The following is a 14,439-nucleotide window of genomic DNA, read 5'->3' as shown; positions in this document are numbered from 1 at the left end:
ACTTAGTTATTATTCTGTGCTATATATTTTAGTTTATAATCGTTTGGATCAACCTTATCCTTTGCTAATTCCTGGTAATATTCTATTAATTGCATCAGTAAAAATGCTTCTACCTTTGGGATGCTATTTTGTTCGTCAGAGTACACTTTATAGGCCTGTTCCATATTGATGGCTCTAAACCTGATCAGCTCTCTTCTTCTTTTGTAGTCTCTAAAAGTTTCAATTTTTTCAATTTGCTTTTGCATCCATCGATGCCCAACGAATAACTGTCGTTCTTTAACAAATTGTCGATAAAGCTTCTTATAGGTAGTAAGTTCCCAATCCATTGCGGTGGTTATTTGAGCTGGATCTATACCCTTGAATTGATGCTGTTCTACTCTTTGCCGTAGTTTGATAAACTTCTTCTCTACATCTATATCTATCCTAGCTGCGTCTTTTTTAAGTAGTAAAACTGAGTTAAAAACTATGTCATTAAACTTGTCTCTAAAATCGAAATAATGATAAATCGCAGCCAAATAATCAATCATTTTTTCGTTGATCAGTTTAGGTGCTGCATATTTTAAAAATGTGATGTCTTTCTTGAGTGTATTTAATTCAATTTGTTTAAAATACGGCACTTCAGAAGTTCGTAATCGGTCTATTTGCGACAATACTTCAAATACATTACCCTCGTAAATAATATCACGATAACGAAGCTTAATTATGGTTAATCCTTTTTCTTTAACCTTTTTCTTTTTTGCTGCTTTTGGTGTTTTAGTTTTCTGTTTTTTATTGAACTTTAACTTCCAATCTCCTGAAGCAAATGAATAACTATAGGATACAGTAGCCGTAAAATCGTTTGTACCCCCAGAGGCACCACCACTTCTAAACATGGATACGAGATTCATGTTAATATTGTGGTTTCTTAAAAACTTATATCCCGCACTACATCGAAGACTTAGCACTTCATTTTGCTTTAGACCCTCACTAAACGAAGTATTATAGGAACTTGAAAAACTAGTTTTTAGCTGATTGTCTAAAAACTTCTTCCCTACAACCAGCGTTGGCCCAACTGCAGAAGATGATACATCAGTGGTAGTATTAAAAGTAGCATTAACCGCAGCTGAAAAACTTAAATTCTCTTCAGGAAAACCTAAGGTATAGCCCAATGCACTGTTTAATAACCTAGTTGTATTTAAGGTATTTTGCGCTCCTGTAAATGCCTGCTCTTGGAGATCCCTTACGTCCTGTACATTAAGGCTTAGATTTAGATTTTGTTTTTTAGTACTACTACTTGACAGCATATGATCTACGGTAACATTGGCATTTTGAGAAAGTTGCTTAAAGTTTAACGTATCTATATTATCGTACTGTGAGATTTCATTGATATAATCAAACTGATTTCTAATATTGGTTAAATTCTGAAAATTAGAATAGGTCGCAGAAATACTGGTTTTTTCAGAAGCTGTATAGTTCAGGTTTATAGTAGTGACGATCTTCCTTAGCTCACTCTTTTTTGTGTTGTCCAGGTTATTTCGTTGTAAACCTGCATTAACTTGTACTCCTAATTTTCCGTCAAAAATGGTCTGAGAAGTATTTACAGTTATATTTTCTAAATCATTATTGAAAAAATAAGCTCCTAATGTTTTGTATTCTGGATCTATTCGCTCGTAACCTGCACCAATACTTCCATTGCCAATAGCATAATTCATATTTAGCCTCAGTGCATTGTAATACGAAGTAGAAAGTTTTTCATTAAAAAGAAAAGAGAAAGGTCCCAGACTACCGTCGAACTCTTCTGTATTTAAATTTTCTGTAAGCGCAGAGGTTGCGTACTCCACGTTTACTTGTAAATTTTTTATAGGTTTGAAAGTACTTTCTACACTCACCACCAAATTTTCTTTTGGTGTAACCCCGATCTCTAAAGGAATCTCTGTTTCTAAGGAGTTAACATCATCCTTTGCAGTAAAAAAAGTCAATCCTACATTGAACTTTTCAAAATCATAACTTGCTTTTAATCCGTAACCATATCGTTCATATGCCGGTGTATTTTCAGGTATATTTGGATCGTATTCTACAGGCCGAATTAACCTACCGTACATAGCACTGAGCTTAATAGGTCCATTAGGAGTAAGGTCAACACCTACCCCAGTAAACTGATGTCCACTTAGTGTATAAGGTGAAAAGGTCATGGAAGCATCTCCTATATGAGCGGATATCCACTTGTAAGATGGATTGAGGCTTAATCTATTAAATTTAAAGGGTTTACTGTAATTAAATTCCTGATTCGAATAGGTAAAGGTTAAGGGTACATTATACAACCCACTAAAATTGAAGTTTACATTTCCTTGTAATACATAGGTAAAAGGATCTCTTAGGGCATCTCCCTCGTAGAAGACAGCATTAGCAGCAATCCCACCGGTATACGAAAATAGTTTTGCTTTCCCGATTTGAGAAAAATCCTGAGCATCACAAAAATTTCCTGACATTACAAAAAACAAAATGATATAACTTATTTTAGGATTCAACACTTACTTATTAGACTTAAGGACAAATTTCACTAACATCATTTTTCAACCCCATATTTCTAAATCATTGCTTAGTAAATTTGAACTTGAATACATTTCACCTACATAAAAAGAGGTTCGTATAAATCAAAAGATTAGAATAATACTTGAAGAATAAAGAGTGATTATACGTTTGTAATGGAATGATTAGCAATACTTAAATTATAAACCATATCAATAATGCTACTAGAGCAATTTCATAGATTTATTTTAAAAAAGCATGAAAGAAAGTTTACAGTGCTTAATGGATATCAATACATCGATCCCAGCCTATACACAATTTTTGAGGTAATCATTTCACCATACCGTACAATTACTTATTATACTTATTATCCCTATTTAATAATTGACAGGTATAGCATTGAATTCATAAAAAGTAATAGCTATTGTAAATTGATGTTTTCGTAAGAAGTGCTTTGATTTAAGCAGAACATCGTTAGCGGGTTTAGTGTGAGTGAGTTGCATGATGTGAGTTTAAATTGATAATTTTTGGCAAATATCACTGTATCACCTTAAATACTATTCACTAGAAATGGGTATTTTAACCCCTCACCCTTTTCGGTGAGGTTTTGATAAATTGAGTTACTTACTTTAAGCTCCTGGTATGAATAAATTCTTACTGTGACCTGCCTTATCTTATTGGATATTAAGCCTTACACTCATTGTTAGCGTCAATCAGTCGAAAATCGTTGAAAAACTTTTCTATAAACAGCTTATTGTCTTGCCTACCGAATCAATAATGCTTAATGTGATCTTATAATATAAATACACTATACTTAGTAAATGTGTATAGAAGGTTTGCTAATAATGGAAGTCAAAACTAAATCATCTACTAACAAGATCGCATCAAGTTTTTATTGAGTTATCTCATTAAACTATGTGGGTGCTATTTTTGTACTTTTAGCACAGCACTAAGGCTAGTATAATAAAAAACTTATTGTACTCCATTATACCATTTGCTAATTAAAAGAACACAAATGAGAACGTATTTTACTATAATTATATTTGTTAGTTTCTTTACCTCTTGTACGCCTTACCTTAATATTATCAATGAAACGGAAAGCACGATAAAGGCAATAGCCATTTTAGGAGAAGAAGAACAATCAAACTTTGAACTGGGCTACGAAGATATTATTAAGCAAAATGTGCTTACAAAACCGTTAACCCCTCAGGAAGGAATCATACTCTGAAAGAAACCATACACCTCAGTAGTTGCATTCTCCGAAGATTATGAATTATATATTATAAATAATGTAAAGGATAAGGTGGTGGCTATATCTTCATTAAACTTTGCGACTGGTGAACCTACTCTACCCGAAATTGAGCCAAAAATAATTCCCATTATCATATCCAATCAGTCAAATTATACTATTCATAATATAGAAGTGGAATTGGCCGTAATTTCTAAAGGTAGGGAAAAACTGATAACAAAACGGGCGATGAATTACTGGAACTTAATTTTTCCTTCACAACAGAAAGCAATCCAATTCAAATATTATGGTTCCCCTCCATTTACTATAAAGAAAATTACTATTTACGGTAGTCTTAACACCAAATCCAAGAAAAAGATAATTGAAGAAAATTTTGGTGATTTAATTCTTTTCCAAGATTAGGTTAAAATGTCTAATTTACTTAATAAAAAATAAACACAATATTCCTAAACGTCGATAAAAAGAAAAGTCTATAAATTTGGTTCAACTAATTCTGGAGCTATAATTATGTCAGAATAATAAGGGCAGTAAAGCTTTGAATTCTTATTTTGATAAAGTAACTCTAAGCGAAGTTAAATTAAGGTTTGAATATTACAAATAAACTGTCTAAAATGGATTCTGAAACAATGTATAACTTGGTTTAAAATACAACTTTGATTTTATCGTTACTAACTTAGAACCCAAACCCTACTATAACCTAAAAAAATGATAATGAAAAACATAACTTTTATTCTATTACTTTTAAGCGTATTTTCCCTGTCAGCTCAACTTACGTTTAATACAGGAAGTAGTCAATTAGATGCAGATTTAAACGCAATCAACACCCATGCTTCCACAGATTTTCAATCCTTTAAAGGAGATTTAGCAGTTTCTTACGATATTTCAGAAAATAAAATACATGTTATGAGAGCCAGTTTAGGTATGGCTGCGGGTGAAATTTATTTTGCCTTAGAAATATCCAGAATAGCAAGAACTCCTATCGATACTGTAATTACCCTCTATAAAAACCATAAAAGCAAAGGTTGGGGATATATTGCCAAACAAGCTGGTATAAAACCAGGTTCTCCAGAGTTTCATCAATTAAAAAACAACGCTAGTACTAAGAAAAAAAGAGGAAACAACAATAGTAAGGGAAATGCAAAATCAAAAGCAAAGAAAAAAGGTAAAGGAAAAAATTAAGTTTGATCAGGTCGTTTAAGAATTCGTCTGATTTCAATCAAATCAAATCTTTTACTTTGCCGAATAAAATTTTCACTTGAATTCGTACTAAAGTCAAACTATAGGCTAAGGTGGAGCTTGGCGAGCAAGTAACTTATAGTGTATTTTAAATTTATGTATCTTCGAAACCCAAAAAACAAAATAATACAATTATCTGAGTGTCTTCAATTCAGAAAACACAAGCAACACTGTATAAGCTTCTATTAATATGAATAAAACCTTTTCTCTACTCCTTTTAGTTATTATTACCCTTAACTCTTTTGGCCAACAAAAATTTCCCAAGCAAGGGGTACTCGAAGATCTTCTTTATTTAAAAACATCCTTAGAAAAAGCACATTATAACTTATATACCTATATTACTGAAGAAGCCTTCAACGAAAACTATACAAAAGTAAGAACCTCCATTACACAAGACAGTTTGACGATTCTTGAAACTACATCTCTTTTGCAAGCTGTTATTTCCAAAGCCAATAACGGACATACAGAAATTCCATTTCCTGGTGCTACATACGGAGCCTATGCCAATGCTGGGGGAACCCTTTTTCCATTAGAACTAGCTTTTGAAAACGGAAAAGCATTGATTCGCAAAAATTTATCAACCAATGATTCCCTACAAATAGGATCAGAAGTTATAACCATTAACAAACGGTCTATAAATGACATATTGTATCAAATTTATCCTTTAATCTCAGCAGAAAGAAGATATTTTAAACTGGCTAAACTTGAACTTTTTTCTTTTCCCAGATATTACTGGCAAGCCTTTGGTGAACAGAAATTCTTCGATGTTGAAGTGAAGGAAAATGGCATCGTAAAAAAATATAAACTTGATGCTGTTGATGCTATAAAAGGTTTTGAAATCAAAAGAAATGAAATTTTCCAGCTCGATAGAGAGTTTGGATTTATTGAAGGTGCTGCCTATTTAAGGCCTGGTAATTTTAGCGGTGATAAAGAACAATACAAACGATTTATTGACTCCTCTTTTACTGCATTCAAAACCAAAAAATCGCCAAATCTCATTATCGATCTTAGAAATAATTTGGGTGGAGACGATTCGTTTAGTGATTATCTGGTTTCCTATATCGCTCACAAGCCTTTTCGTTGGTGCTCAAAATTCACTTTAAAAACCAGTGCTATTTTAAAAAGGCACGTTAAGGAAACGTATGATGTTTCACAACCATTTTGGAAGAGTGTACTATCCCACGATAATGGTAGTATCTATAAGTATGAATTCGACTTATACCAGCCGCAACCCGAAACGAAAAGATATCAAGGTAAAGTGTATGTGCTTGTCAACCGGCAATCCCATTCGCAATCCGCTGTTACTGCAGCTCAAATACAAGATTATAGCTTTGCTACCATAGTAGGTGAAGAAACTGGGGATTTCCCTAGTTTATTAGCCAGTCAGTATGGATTCAACTTGCCCAATACTGGTATAAACGTAAAAATTGCTAAAGGCTACATAGTCCGCATCAATGGTAGTAAAAAGCCTGAAGGAGTACAGCCGGATATAATCATCAAAGATCACTTACTCGATGAAAATGATGAGATATTAGATGGACTTTTGGCAATACTTAAAAACCAACAATAATAGTAGCAACAGATCTTAATATTTGTGCCATTTAATTATCCAATCGAACTATATAAACACTTTTTCCTGCTTTTGATTTAGAATAAAACTTCGGTAGCAAAAGTAACAGCAGCCAATCTAGTCACCGGTCTTTATTGCTATCATATCTTAATAATTCCTAAGAAAGAAGAAGTTATAATGTATAATTATTATCCGATATAAAATCCACCTTTAATACTGCAGAAACAGCTGATTTTTTCTATTCAAAATTTGACATAAAACAAATAGGTTAGAGCTATTGTAAAAAGATAATTACGCTAAGGACTAGCCGTGGAAGTGAATAGAAACAGAAGGAATAATTAAGGAAAAGTTACCCGCCCTTTACTTATATCTCCAGAACTCCCAAAGTTTGGCAATAAAAGCAATGCTTTATAGTAATGCTCTTTTAGTAGCTTCAAAAGCTCTTAAAAAAATCAAAATATATTTTCAAATTTACATTACAAATATATCCGATTTAAAAATCACGGGAAACCGTTACTCATTCCATTTAGTTACCCAATATTTTTGTCGCAGATTTTAAGAAAAGGGAAATTAAAATCACTTTAAAAATTTCACGCTGTTGGAATATGCCGAAAAACAACATAAAAAAGAAGTAGGCGAATTATTAAATAAACAAAAAATGAGTAAAAAAATTTCTGTATTGGGGTTAGCAGGTCTAATTCTTTTCGCCACGAGTTGTGCAAGTATCGTAAGTAAAAGTACATACCCTTTATCAATTGATAGTGCACCAAGCCAAGCCTCTATCGTTATCAAGGATAAAAAAGGAATTGAAATATTTACTGGCCAAACGCCGGCAACCGTAGACCTTAAAGCAGGTAGTGGCTTTTTTAGCAAAGCAAGATATCAGGTAACTTTTTCAAAAAATGGTTATGATTCAAAAACGATACCTGTTGAATTTAAATTAGACGGTTGGTATTTTGGAAATATTGTTTTTGGAGGAGTTCTAGGCCTTTTAATAATTGATCCAGCTACCGGAGCAATGTTTAAGCTAGAGAATGAATTTATAAACGAAACTTTAGCACCTACAACTGCTAGTGTTGAAAACAAAGGACTTAAAGTATATACTTTAGATGAAATCCCAGAAGCTTGGAAAACACAATTAGTACAAATCGATAACAATTAAGAAAATACAATAAACAAACTTCCCTATACAAGACTATTATAATTTCGAATTTATTAAAGCAAAATTTCCTAAGAAAACAATAGTCCTTTAGTTCCTAGCCCAGGTTTGATTCACTGCTCAACGTTAAACGCAAATCAAATCTGGGCTTTTATATTCGCCTTATCCTAATTTATCCAGCAAATTTAATAAGCTTTTAATGCTGCTCGTTGAAGCACCCAACATTCACTGAAAACAGGGTGTTTTGGCAACATAACAAGTAGTTTTTTTACATCCTTTAAAAGCAATGCAATACATAATCTAAACCAATGCATCCAAAATAATAGCAAGCGTCTGGTTTACTGGTATTGAAAAATAATATAAATTTAAAAACACAAATCTTTTGAAAAAAACAGTATTAACAATCTTAGTGATAGGCAATGTTTTTCTTGGTAGCGCACAACAAGAATCTGTAGAAAAGTCAATTTTTGGACTACAAATAGGTACGTTAGGATCCTGGTTACATCACGAAGCTAAATTAACCAATCAAATTGCAATCCGATCAGAATTTGGGTTAGACACCGGGATATTCAGGAATAGTTTCTACGATAAAAATGGTGTATTCTTTGCTCCGGTAATAACAATCGAACCAAGATGGTATTATAATCTAGCCAAAAGAGCCAATAAAGCTAAACGTATTGATGGTAATAGTGGAAACTTTTTCGGTATTAAAATTTCTTACCACCCAGATTGGTTTACCATAAGTAATGAAGATAATATCAATTTAATTAGCGACCTTTCGGTTATACCCACCTGGGGAATCAGAAGAAATATCGGTAAACACTTCAATTACGAAATTGGGTTCGGATTAGGATATATTCGTTATTTTGAAAAGGATAATGTAATTTTAAACGATAAAAACGATGTAGTAGCTAACTTGCACCTAAGATTAGGATATAAATTTTAAAAAATACTATACAGAAATAAAATCACTCATCACGAAAATAGTTGTGATGAGTGTTTTTTTTTAATTACCTAAAATTTAAAAAGGTAATTTAACTAATTCCAAAACATTACCATCAGGATCTTCAAATGCTGCAAATTTGATTATGGAAAACAATCCTGTACCCTGAACTGGCTGCGGAGTATAAAACTCAATACCTTTGGCCTTTAGGATTTCCATATCAGCTTCAAGATTACTCGTTGTAAGTGCAATCCTTGCAATACCTAAATGATTTACCTGTTCGTATGCCATATTAGAACTACAAGACTCCGTTAAGGTTATATGACGTCCTTTGGACAAAGCAATAGTCGCATAACTATCATTTCTATCAATCAATTGAAAACCTACCTCAGTATAGAAATCTACAGATCTATTAAGGTTTGTTACATTGATGTTCGTAGAGAACACACCATCAATTTTGGTACGTTGAAAGAAATACACATGGGATATCGGACCCACCTGAGACATCAAAATAGTAGTACCATCAGGATCTGCAAATTGTATTTTTTCTGGTGCCTCCTCTGTACCTACAATTACAGTAGAAGACACACCATTTCTTGCTAAGTACGCCCGGTCTTTCTTCAAATTACTTGACTTTAAATGTAGTGAAGAAAACCCTATACTATTATAATCCTTGTGTGGTGCCTCGTCATCGTAAGGTGAATTAAATTTTATTAGGTCAATAATAAAGCCATCCTTGGCTCGCATAGGAGTGGCTTTTAATGAATATGGTGGTAAACCTAATCCTTGCGCCTCTTCGGGATCAGTTACGTTGATATTCTGATCTATAAAATTAGCAAAAGCTAATAATTTATAGAACTTCTTTGAAGCCTCAAAGTCACTCACGTTAATGTTGTAATGCAATAAAGCCTTCAAATGCGTATCCTCTGGCCTAGGTACACTAATACCACTGTCATAGAAGTTTTGAATTTCGTCATCAGCAATCATAACAGATGTACATTCGACAATACTTTTTTGCAGCACTTCAGCATCAGGATTTTCAGCTGTACACCCTGTGATTAAGGCCACATAAGCCAATAGAACTCCTTTCAAAATTCGGTTTAAATTTTGTGTTTTCATAAATAAATTGATTTGTGTTGTTTGTTGTTGCCAAAATATTTTGACTGCGACAAATAAAATAAACTTTATTCAATTTATTAGCATAATAACTAACTAATGTTTGTTAATTTATTATAATTTATAATTTTATTCTTGTAAAAAATCACAAAAAAATTAATTAAAATTAATACTACAAGTATTTATAATCGATACGGCACATCTAAGATCCTTAATCAAAAAACTTTATATAGTAAAACTTGATACTTGCACTCAGTTTTTGACGGAATACAGGGTAGTTAAAAATTTGTATTACCGGTATTTTTGAACCAAAATAGATAACACCCCAAAATAATATGAAACTTTATAGCACACTTTCTGTTTTTGCTCTATTCTTTTAATACGTTGTTCTTCTGATAAGAAAGTAAATTTAGAAGAACCTAATCTTGTTTAGTCACAATCATCTTTTAGGTGTTTTTTTTCGGTTCAACACACAATAGCCGAAAAACGGGGTAATTTATGCTCGAGATTTGGTTAAGGAATCCGTGAACTATGTTAATCTCATCTCTTGCGAAATGCAAAACTTCAACTCGGTATTACTATTATTCAAAATACTTAGCCTATAGCATAATTTATCACCAAACCATTTTATACTGGTATGGTAATTGATAAACTATCTTTACTATTTTATGGGTATGAAACCAGTATCAATTATTTTTATTGTTAGCTTGTTGATGATTTATAACAGGCCCTATGCTCAAAAAAAGGATGCAACACTATTTTTAACGCATACATTACATCCTAAAAAGCAAACCCTACAGTTTTTTTGGAAAGACGAGAGTGGAACTACATATCAAACTTTTAAACAGTTAAAAGAAAGCTTATCTGGTATGGGTAAAAAGCTAGTCTTTGCCATGAACGGTGGCATGTATACTCCTACTTATGACCCACAAGGTTTATATATTGAAAATGGAGTTGTAAAAGCCCCTATTGATACGATTCAAAAAGGGTATGGTAACTTTTACTTACAACCCAATGGTGTTTTTTACCTTACAAAAAATAATGTCCCTGGTGTATGTACCACAAATGATTTTGAATCAAAAAATATAGCATTCGCTACACAATCTGGTCCTATGCTAGTTATTGATGGCAAAATTCATCCTAAATTTAAAAAAGGATCCAGCTATCTCAATATACGTAACGGTGTAGGAATATTACCCAATGGTAACATCCTTTTTGTGATGTCGAAAAAAGAACTTAGTCTCTATGATTTTGCACATTATTTTCAATCTAAAGGCTGCCTAAATGCACTTTATCTCGATGGCTTTGTTTCTAAAACCTTTTTGCCTGAAAAAGGATACCATAAGCTCGACGGAAATTTTGGAGTAATTATAGGTGAAATCAAAAACAAAAGCGAAGCACCATAGCTTATTTAAAACGATGATTTTTAAAACTTTACAAGCTTGAGCACATTAAATTAACTAAGCACTATTTATTTTTTAATTATATTTAAGTAGAAAAATTGGAATACAGCATACAAAGAAATTATGGAGAAGATTATTTTACTAGCGATTGCATTAGGCCTAACCTCTACCCTAACACTTGCACAAGATAGAATTGAGTGGTTATCAATTGAAGCTATGGAAAAAGCCTCTAAAGAAAACCCTAAGCCTGTTTTTATTGATATTTACACCGATTGGTGTGGATGGTGTAAACGAATGGATAGAACCGTATTTAACGACCCTGAAATAATCACTTACATGAATGAAAAGTTTTATCCGGTAAAATTAAATGGAGAAGAAAAAAAGACCATTAATTTTATGGACCACGAATTTAAATTTAGAAATGCTGGTCGTCGTGGTGTTAACGAACTAGCGTTATCCTTAATGCAAGGAAAAATGAGTTATCCCTCATATGCATTTTTAAATGATGAATTTCAAATGATCACTTTATTAAAAGGATACAGAGATAAAAAAACAATGCTAAAAGTACTTAACTATATTGGAGATCAGGTCTACTTAGAGCAAACTTGGGACGAGTACAACAAAGAGTAAAACAGTTTAAACCGGTCTCAATATATATTAAAACCTATATACCGAGTTTTGCTTTAACTGCAGCTTCTAAATTGATGGTTTGATCTGCAAAAAAAACAGTGTCTCCATCAGAACTATCAAAAATCATTACATAGCCTTTAGAAATAGCAACAGCTTCAATAGCATCTTTCAAACTTTTAAATACTGGATACATCAAATCTGATTCTTTTGTATTCAAACTTCGTTGTGCCTCCTCATTTGCTCCCTTAAATTTAGCGCCTATTTTATTCATTCCCTTCCTATAGGTGGCTTCATCAATCTTAGCGGTACGAAACTGAGTCGTGAGCGTTTTTTGCTCTTGTTCATATACTGCTTGCTTTTCAGACAACACCTTTTGCAGCTTTTCTTGATAATCTTTTAGATCTTTTTTCGCTTTTTGGTAAGTAGGCATTTCCTCTAAAACGGAACTATAATTTACTACTCCATATTTTTGAGCGTGAAGCGTTGAACTAAAAACTGATAGAAATAATACCAGTAGTGCGAGAGAATTTATTTTATGTACCATAAACTATTGATTTAATTTATCGATAACTAGAGCTGTTACATCCAGGGATTCATCAGCATAGAGTAAAGCGCTAGCGTTTACAATCAACAAATAATTTTTTTCTTTGCATACCGACTGCACAGCCTTATTTAATTTCTCTTGCACAGGTATTAGAAGTTCAGCTTCTTTTTGTTTTGCCAGCACCTGTATTTCTTTTTCATAAGCTAAAATTTCCTTTTGATCTTTTTCTAAATCTTCATAAAGTCTTTGTTGTTCTTCTGAGCTGGTACTTGCTAACTTTACCTTCTTTTCTAATTCTTTCTGTTTCTTTTGAAACTCTTGTACCATTTTTTTACCATTGTTTTGTAGCTCTTCCTGATAATTCCGTAATGAATAACCAGCCTCTTTATACTCAGCCATTTGCTGTAACACCTCTGGTGTATTCATATACGCTACTTTTTGTGCAACAACGTTAGTGGTAAGACAAAAAATAAAGATGAAAACCACTACAACTTCAACTTTACAATTTTTAATTACATTCATTATACTTCGATTTAAATAAGAACAATATATAATCCTTAAAGATAATATAATTGTTTACATTCAAAAACAGACCCCCAAAACCATCCTATAATTTAATCAAACCCAGAAGGATTATAATTTTTTAGTATATTCATAACTCTTTATCAACACACACTATGCGATATATCCTACAGTTTTTATTCTTATTTCTTAGTATACATTCGGGTTTAGCTCAGCAAAAGCATCAAATCAAGGTGAATGTTTCAAATTATGATGGTAACTTACTACAGATTGCCTACTATCTCCAGGACAAACAGTATTTGCTCCCTGATGCCGTTACCAAATCAGATTCCCTTTACAGAAATGCAGAGGGTGCTTTTATGTTCCATAGCAAAGAACCTATTAAACCAGGTGTGCACGCTTTAGTTTTTCATCCAGAAATAAGGATTCATCAATTTTTAGTTACTGAAAAAGATCAAAATATTGAGATTTTTATTGACTATAATGATATGATCAATTCTTTTGAGGTAAAAGGAGGATCTAATGACAATCAGCTTTTTAAAGACTACTTACAATTTTTAACTAAAAAGAGAAAAGAAGCTCAGCCCTTCGAAAATAAAGAAGATGACCCGAAAGCTCAAGAAAAACTAAAGATCCTTAGCGATGAAGTGAAGAGTTACCAAAAACAAGTACTACAAAAACACCCTAATTCCTTTGCCGCGGGTATCATCAAGGCCAACATGGATATTGACTTACCTGTATTTACCGGAAGTAAAAAAGAAATTGAATACAAAAAATGGCAATACTACAAGCAACACTATTTGGACAATATAGACCTGGCAGATCCAAAAATGCTTAGAACGCCCTTTTTATTTGCCAAAGTAGACTATTATGTAAACAAGCTCCAAGTACAGCATCCAGATTCCATAAGTAAAGCTATAGACCTAGTATTAGAGCAGATGAAACCTGCCCCTGAGACTTTTAAAATGTATACTATACATTTCTTAAACGAATTTGCGAAATCAAAAATAATAGGTATGGATGCAGTTTATGTCCACATAGTAGACACCTACTATGCAACAGGTGAGGCAGACTGGACCGATCCTGAGCAATTAAAAAAAATTATAGACAACGCCAATGCTTTGAAGCCTACATTATTAGGAAAGAAGGCTCCACCAATTAAACTCATACAAAAAAATGGGATCACCTTCAATTTAGATGATATCAAAAGTGATTACACCGTATTGTTTTTTTGGGAAGACGATTGTGGCCATTGTAAAAAAAGTATTTCTACACTTAAAAAGGAATATCAGCAGTTAAAGCAACTGGGGGTAGAACTTTTGTTAATTTGTACTAAACCATCAGCAGAAGTTGAAGATTGTTGGTCGTATGCTAAAGAAGAGCGAATTGATGATTGGATGCTTGTTAGTATAGCTTCTGACTATGCAAAAGTTATGGAGCAATACAATATTAAGACTACCCCACAAATTTTTGTGCTGGACCAAAATAAAACCATAGTTAGTAAACGACTTGCAGCGGATCAATTATTAGGTTTATTAAAAAATTTTAATAAAAACTAA

The 14,439-nt window shown here is 32.7% G+C and carries 13 protein-coding genes; 9 read left to right on the top strand and 4 right to left on the bottom strand.

The genetic code is table 11. The features are described from left to right. Window positions 1-2 precede the first annotated feature (2 nt). Window positions 3-2,468: a TonB-dependent receptor gene (locus EV197_RS10380; RefSeq protein ID WP_130286689.1), complete on the bottom strand. Its 2,466-nt coding sequence runs from the start codon at window positions 2,466-2,468 to the stop codon at window positions 3-5. A 1,055-nt stretch (window positions 2,469-3,523) separates the two neighbouring features. Here EV197_RS10380 and EV197_RS10375 point away from each other — a divergent pair. The 6 genes from EV197_RS10375 to EV197_RS10350 all read left to right on the top strand — a co-directional run bounded on the left by EV197_RS10375 (window position 3,524) and on the right by EV197_RS10350 (window position 8,668). Further along, window positions 3,524-3,736 (top strand): hypothetical protein, encoded by a 213-nt coding sequence (locus tag EV197_RS10375; RefSeq protein ID WP_130286688.1) that lies wholly within the window; start codon window positions 3,524-3,526, stop codon window positions 3,734-3,736. A 78-nt stretch (window positions 3,737-3,814) separates the two neighbouring features. Continuing rightward, window positions 3,815-4,159 (top strand): hypothetical protein, encoded by a 345-nt coding sequence (locus EV197_RS10370; RefSeq protein WP_130286687.1) that lies wholly within the window; start codon window positions 3,815-3,817, stop codon window positions 4,157-4,159. 309 nt (window positions 4,160-4,468) lie between these two features. Beyond that, window positions 4,469-4,936 (top strand): hypothetical protein, encoded by a 468-nt coding sequence (locus EV197_RS10365; RefSeq protein WP_130286686.1) that lies wholly within the window; start codon window positions 4,469-4,471, stop codon window positions 4,934-4,936. 247 nt (window positions 4,937-5,183) lie between these two features. After that, window positions 5,184-6,563 carry a S41 family peptidase gene (locus tag EV197_RS10360; protein ID WP_130286685.1) on the top strand — a complete coding sequence of 460 codons (1,380 nt, stop codon included), beginning with the start codon at window positions 5,184-5,186 and terminating at the stop codon, window positions 6,561-6,563. Between the two features lie 658 nt (window positions 6,564-7,221). Continuing rightward, window positions 7,222-7,725 carry a hypothetical protein gene (locus EV197_RS10355; RefSeq protein ID WP_130286684.1) on the top strand — a complete coding sequence of 168 codons (504 nt, stop codon included), beginning with the start codon at window positions 7,222-7,224 and terminating at the stop codon, window positions 7,723-7,725. A 379-nt stretch (window positions 7,726-8,104) separates the two neighbouring features. Next, a complete protein-coding gene (locus EV197_RS10350) occupies window positions 8,105-8,668 on the top strand; it encodes a hypothetical protein (RefSeq protein WP_130286683.1) in 564 nt (187 codons plus the stop codon). Window positions 8,669-8,743: 75 nt separating this feature from the next. Here the strand turns inward: EV197_RS10350 and EV197_RS10345 are convergent, their stop codons facing one another. Further along, window positions 8,744-9,784 carry a VOC family protein gene (locus EV197_RS10345; RefSeq protein WP_130286682.1) on the bottom strand — a complete coding sequence of 347 codons (1,041 nt, stop codon included), beginning with the start codon at window positions 9,782-9,784 and terminating at the stop codon, window positions 8,744-8,746. Between the two features lie 671 nt (window positions 9,785-10,455). On the opposite strand from EV197_RS10345, the gene EV197_RS10340 reads away from it, so the two are divergent. Together EV197_RS10340 and EV197_RS10335 are read left to right on the top strand one after the other, a co-directional pair. Then, a complete protein-coding gene (locus EV197_RS10340; RefSeq protein WP_130286681.1) occupies window positions 10,456-11,187 on the top strand; it encodes a phosphodiester glycosidase family protein in 732 nt (243 codons plus the stop codon). Window positions 11,188-11,307: 120 nt separating this feature from the next. Continuing rightward, a complete protein-coding gene (locus tag EV197_RS10335; RefSeq protein WP_130286680.1) occupies window positions 11,308-11,814 on the top strand; it encodes a thioredoxin family protein in 507 nt (168 codons plus the stop codon). A 34-nt stretch (window positions 11,815-11,848) separates the two neighbouring features. Here the strand turns inward: EV197_RS10335 and EV197_RS10330 are convergent, their stop codons facing one another. After that, window positions 11,849-12,358 (bottom strand): OmpH/Skp family outer membrane protein, encoded by a 510-nt coding sequence (locus EV197_RS10330; RefSeq protein WP_130286679.1) that lies wholly within the window; start codon window positions 12,356-12,358, stop codon window positions 11,849-11,851. A 3-nt stretch (window positions 12,359-12,361) separates the two neighbouring features. Then, window positions 12,362-12,880, bottom strand: coding sequence for an OmpH/Skp family outer membrane protein (locus EV197_RS10325; protein ID WP_130286678.1), 519 nt, complete (start codon window positions 12,878-12,880; stop codon window positions 12,362-12,364). 155 nt (window positions 12,881-13,035) lie between these two features. Between EV197_RS10325 and EV197_RS10320 the strand changes: the two genes are divergently transcribed. Next, the gene (locus tag EV197_RS10320) at window positions 13,036-14,439 is read left to right on the top strand and encodes a redoxin domain-containing protein (RefSeq protein ID WP_130286677.1); all 1,404 of its coding nucleotides are present in this window, start codon (window positions 13,036-13,038) and stop codon (window positions 14,437-14,439) included.

Source organism: Aquimarina brevivitae (assembly GCF_004216895.1).
Classification (GTDB): Bacteria; Bacteroidota; Bacteroidia; order Flavobacteriales; family Flavobacteriaceae; genus Aquimarina; species Aquimarina brevivitae.
The sequence above is the reverse complement of the archived record's forward strand: the minus strand, read 5'-3'. Positions and strand labels throughout refer to the sequence as shown.

Excerpts from the sequence above, each read along its gene's own strand:
- EV197_RS10380 (WP_130286689.1), bottom strand. The coding sequence starts at position 2,468 with ATGTCAGGAAATTTTTGTGATGCTCAGGATTTTTCTCAAATCGGGAAA.
- EV197_RS10375 (WP_130286688.1), top strand. The coding sequence starts at position 3,524 with ATGAGAACGTATTTTACTATAATTATATTTGTTAGTTTCTTTACCTCT.
- EV197_RS10365 (WP_130286686.1), top strand. The coding sequence starts at position 4,469 with ATGAAAAACATAACTTTTATTCTATTACTTTTAAGCGTATTTTCCCTG.
- EV197_RS10360 (WP_130286685.1), top strand. The coding sequence starts at position 5,184 with ATGAATAAAACCTTTTCTCTACTCCTTTTAGTTATTATTACCCTTAAC.
- EV197_RS10355 (WP_130286684.1), top strand. The coding sequence starts at position 7,222 with ATGAGTAAAAAAATTTCTGTATTGGGGTTAGCAGGTCTAATTCTTTTC.
- EV197_RS10345 (WP_130286682.1), bottom strand. The coding sequence starts at position 9,784 with ATGAAAACACAAAATTTAAACCGAATTTTGAAAGGAGTTCTATTGGCT.
- EV197_RS10340 (WP_130286681.1), top strand. The coding sequence starts at position 10,456 with ATGAAACCAGTATCAATTATTTTTATTGTTAGCTTGTTGATGATTTAT.
- EV197_RS10335 (WP_130286680.1), top strand. The coding sequence starts at position 11,308 with ATGGAGAAGATTATTTTACTAGCGATTGCATTAGGCCTAACCTCTACC.
- EV197_RS10330 (WP_130286679.1), bottom strand. The coding sequence starts at position 12,358 with ATGGTACATAAAATAAATTCTCTCGCACTACTGGTATTATTTCTATCA.
- EV197_RS10325 (WP_130286678.1), bottom strand. The coding sequence starts at position 12,880 with ATGAATGTAATTAAAAATTGTAAAGTTGAAGTTGTAGTGGTTTTCATC.
- EV197_RS10320 (WP_130286677.1), top strand. The coding sequence starts at position 13,036 with ATGCGATATATCCTACAGTTTTTATTCTTATTTCTTAGTATACATTCG.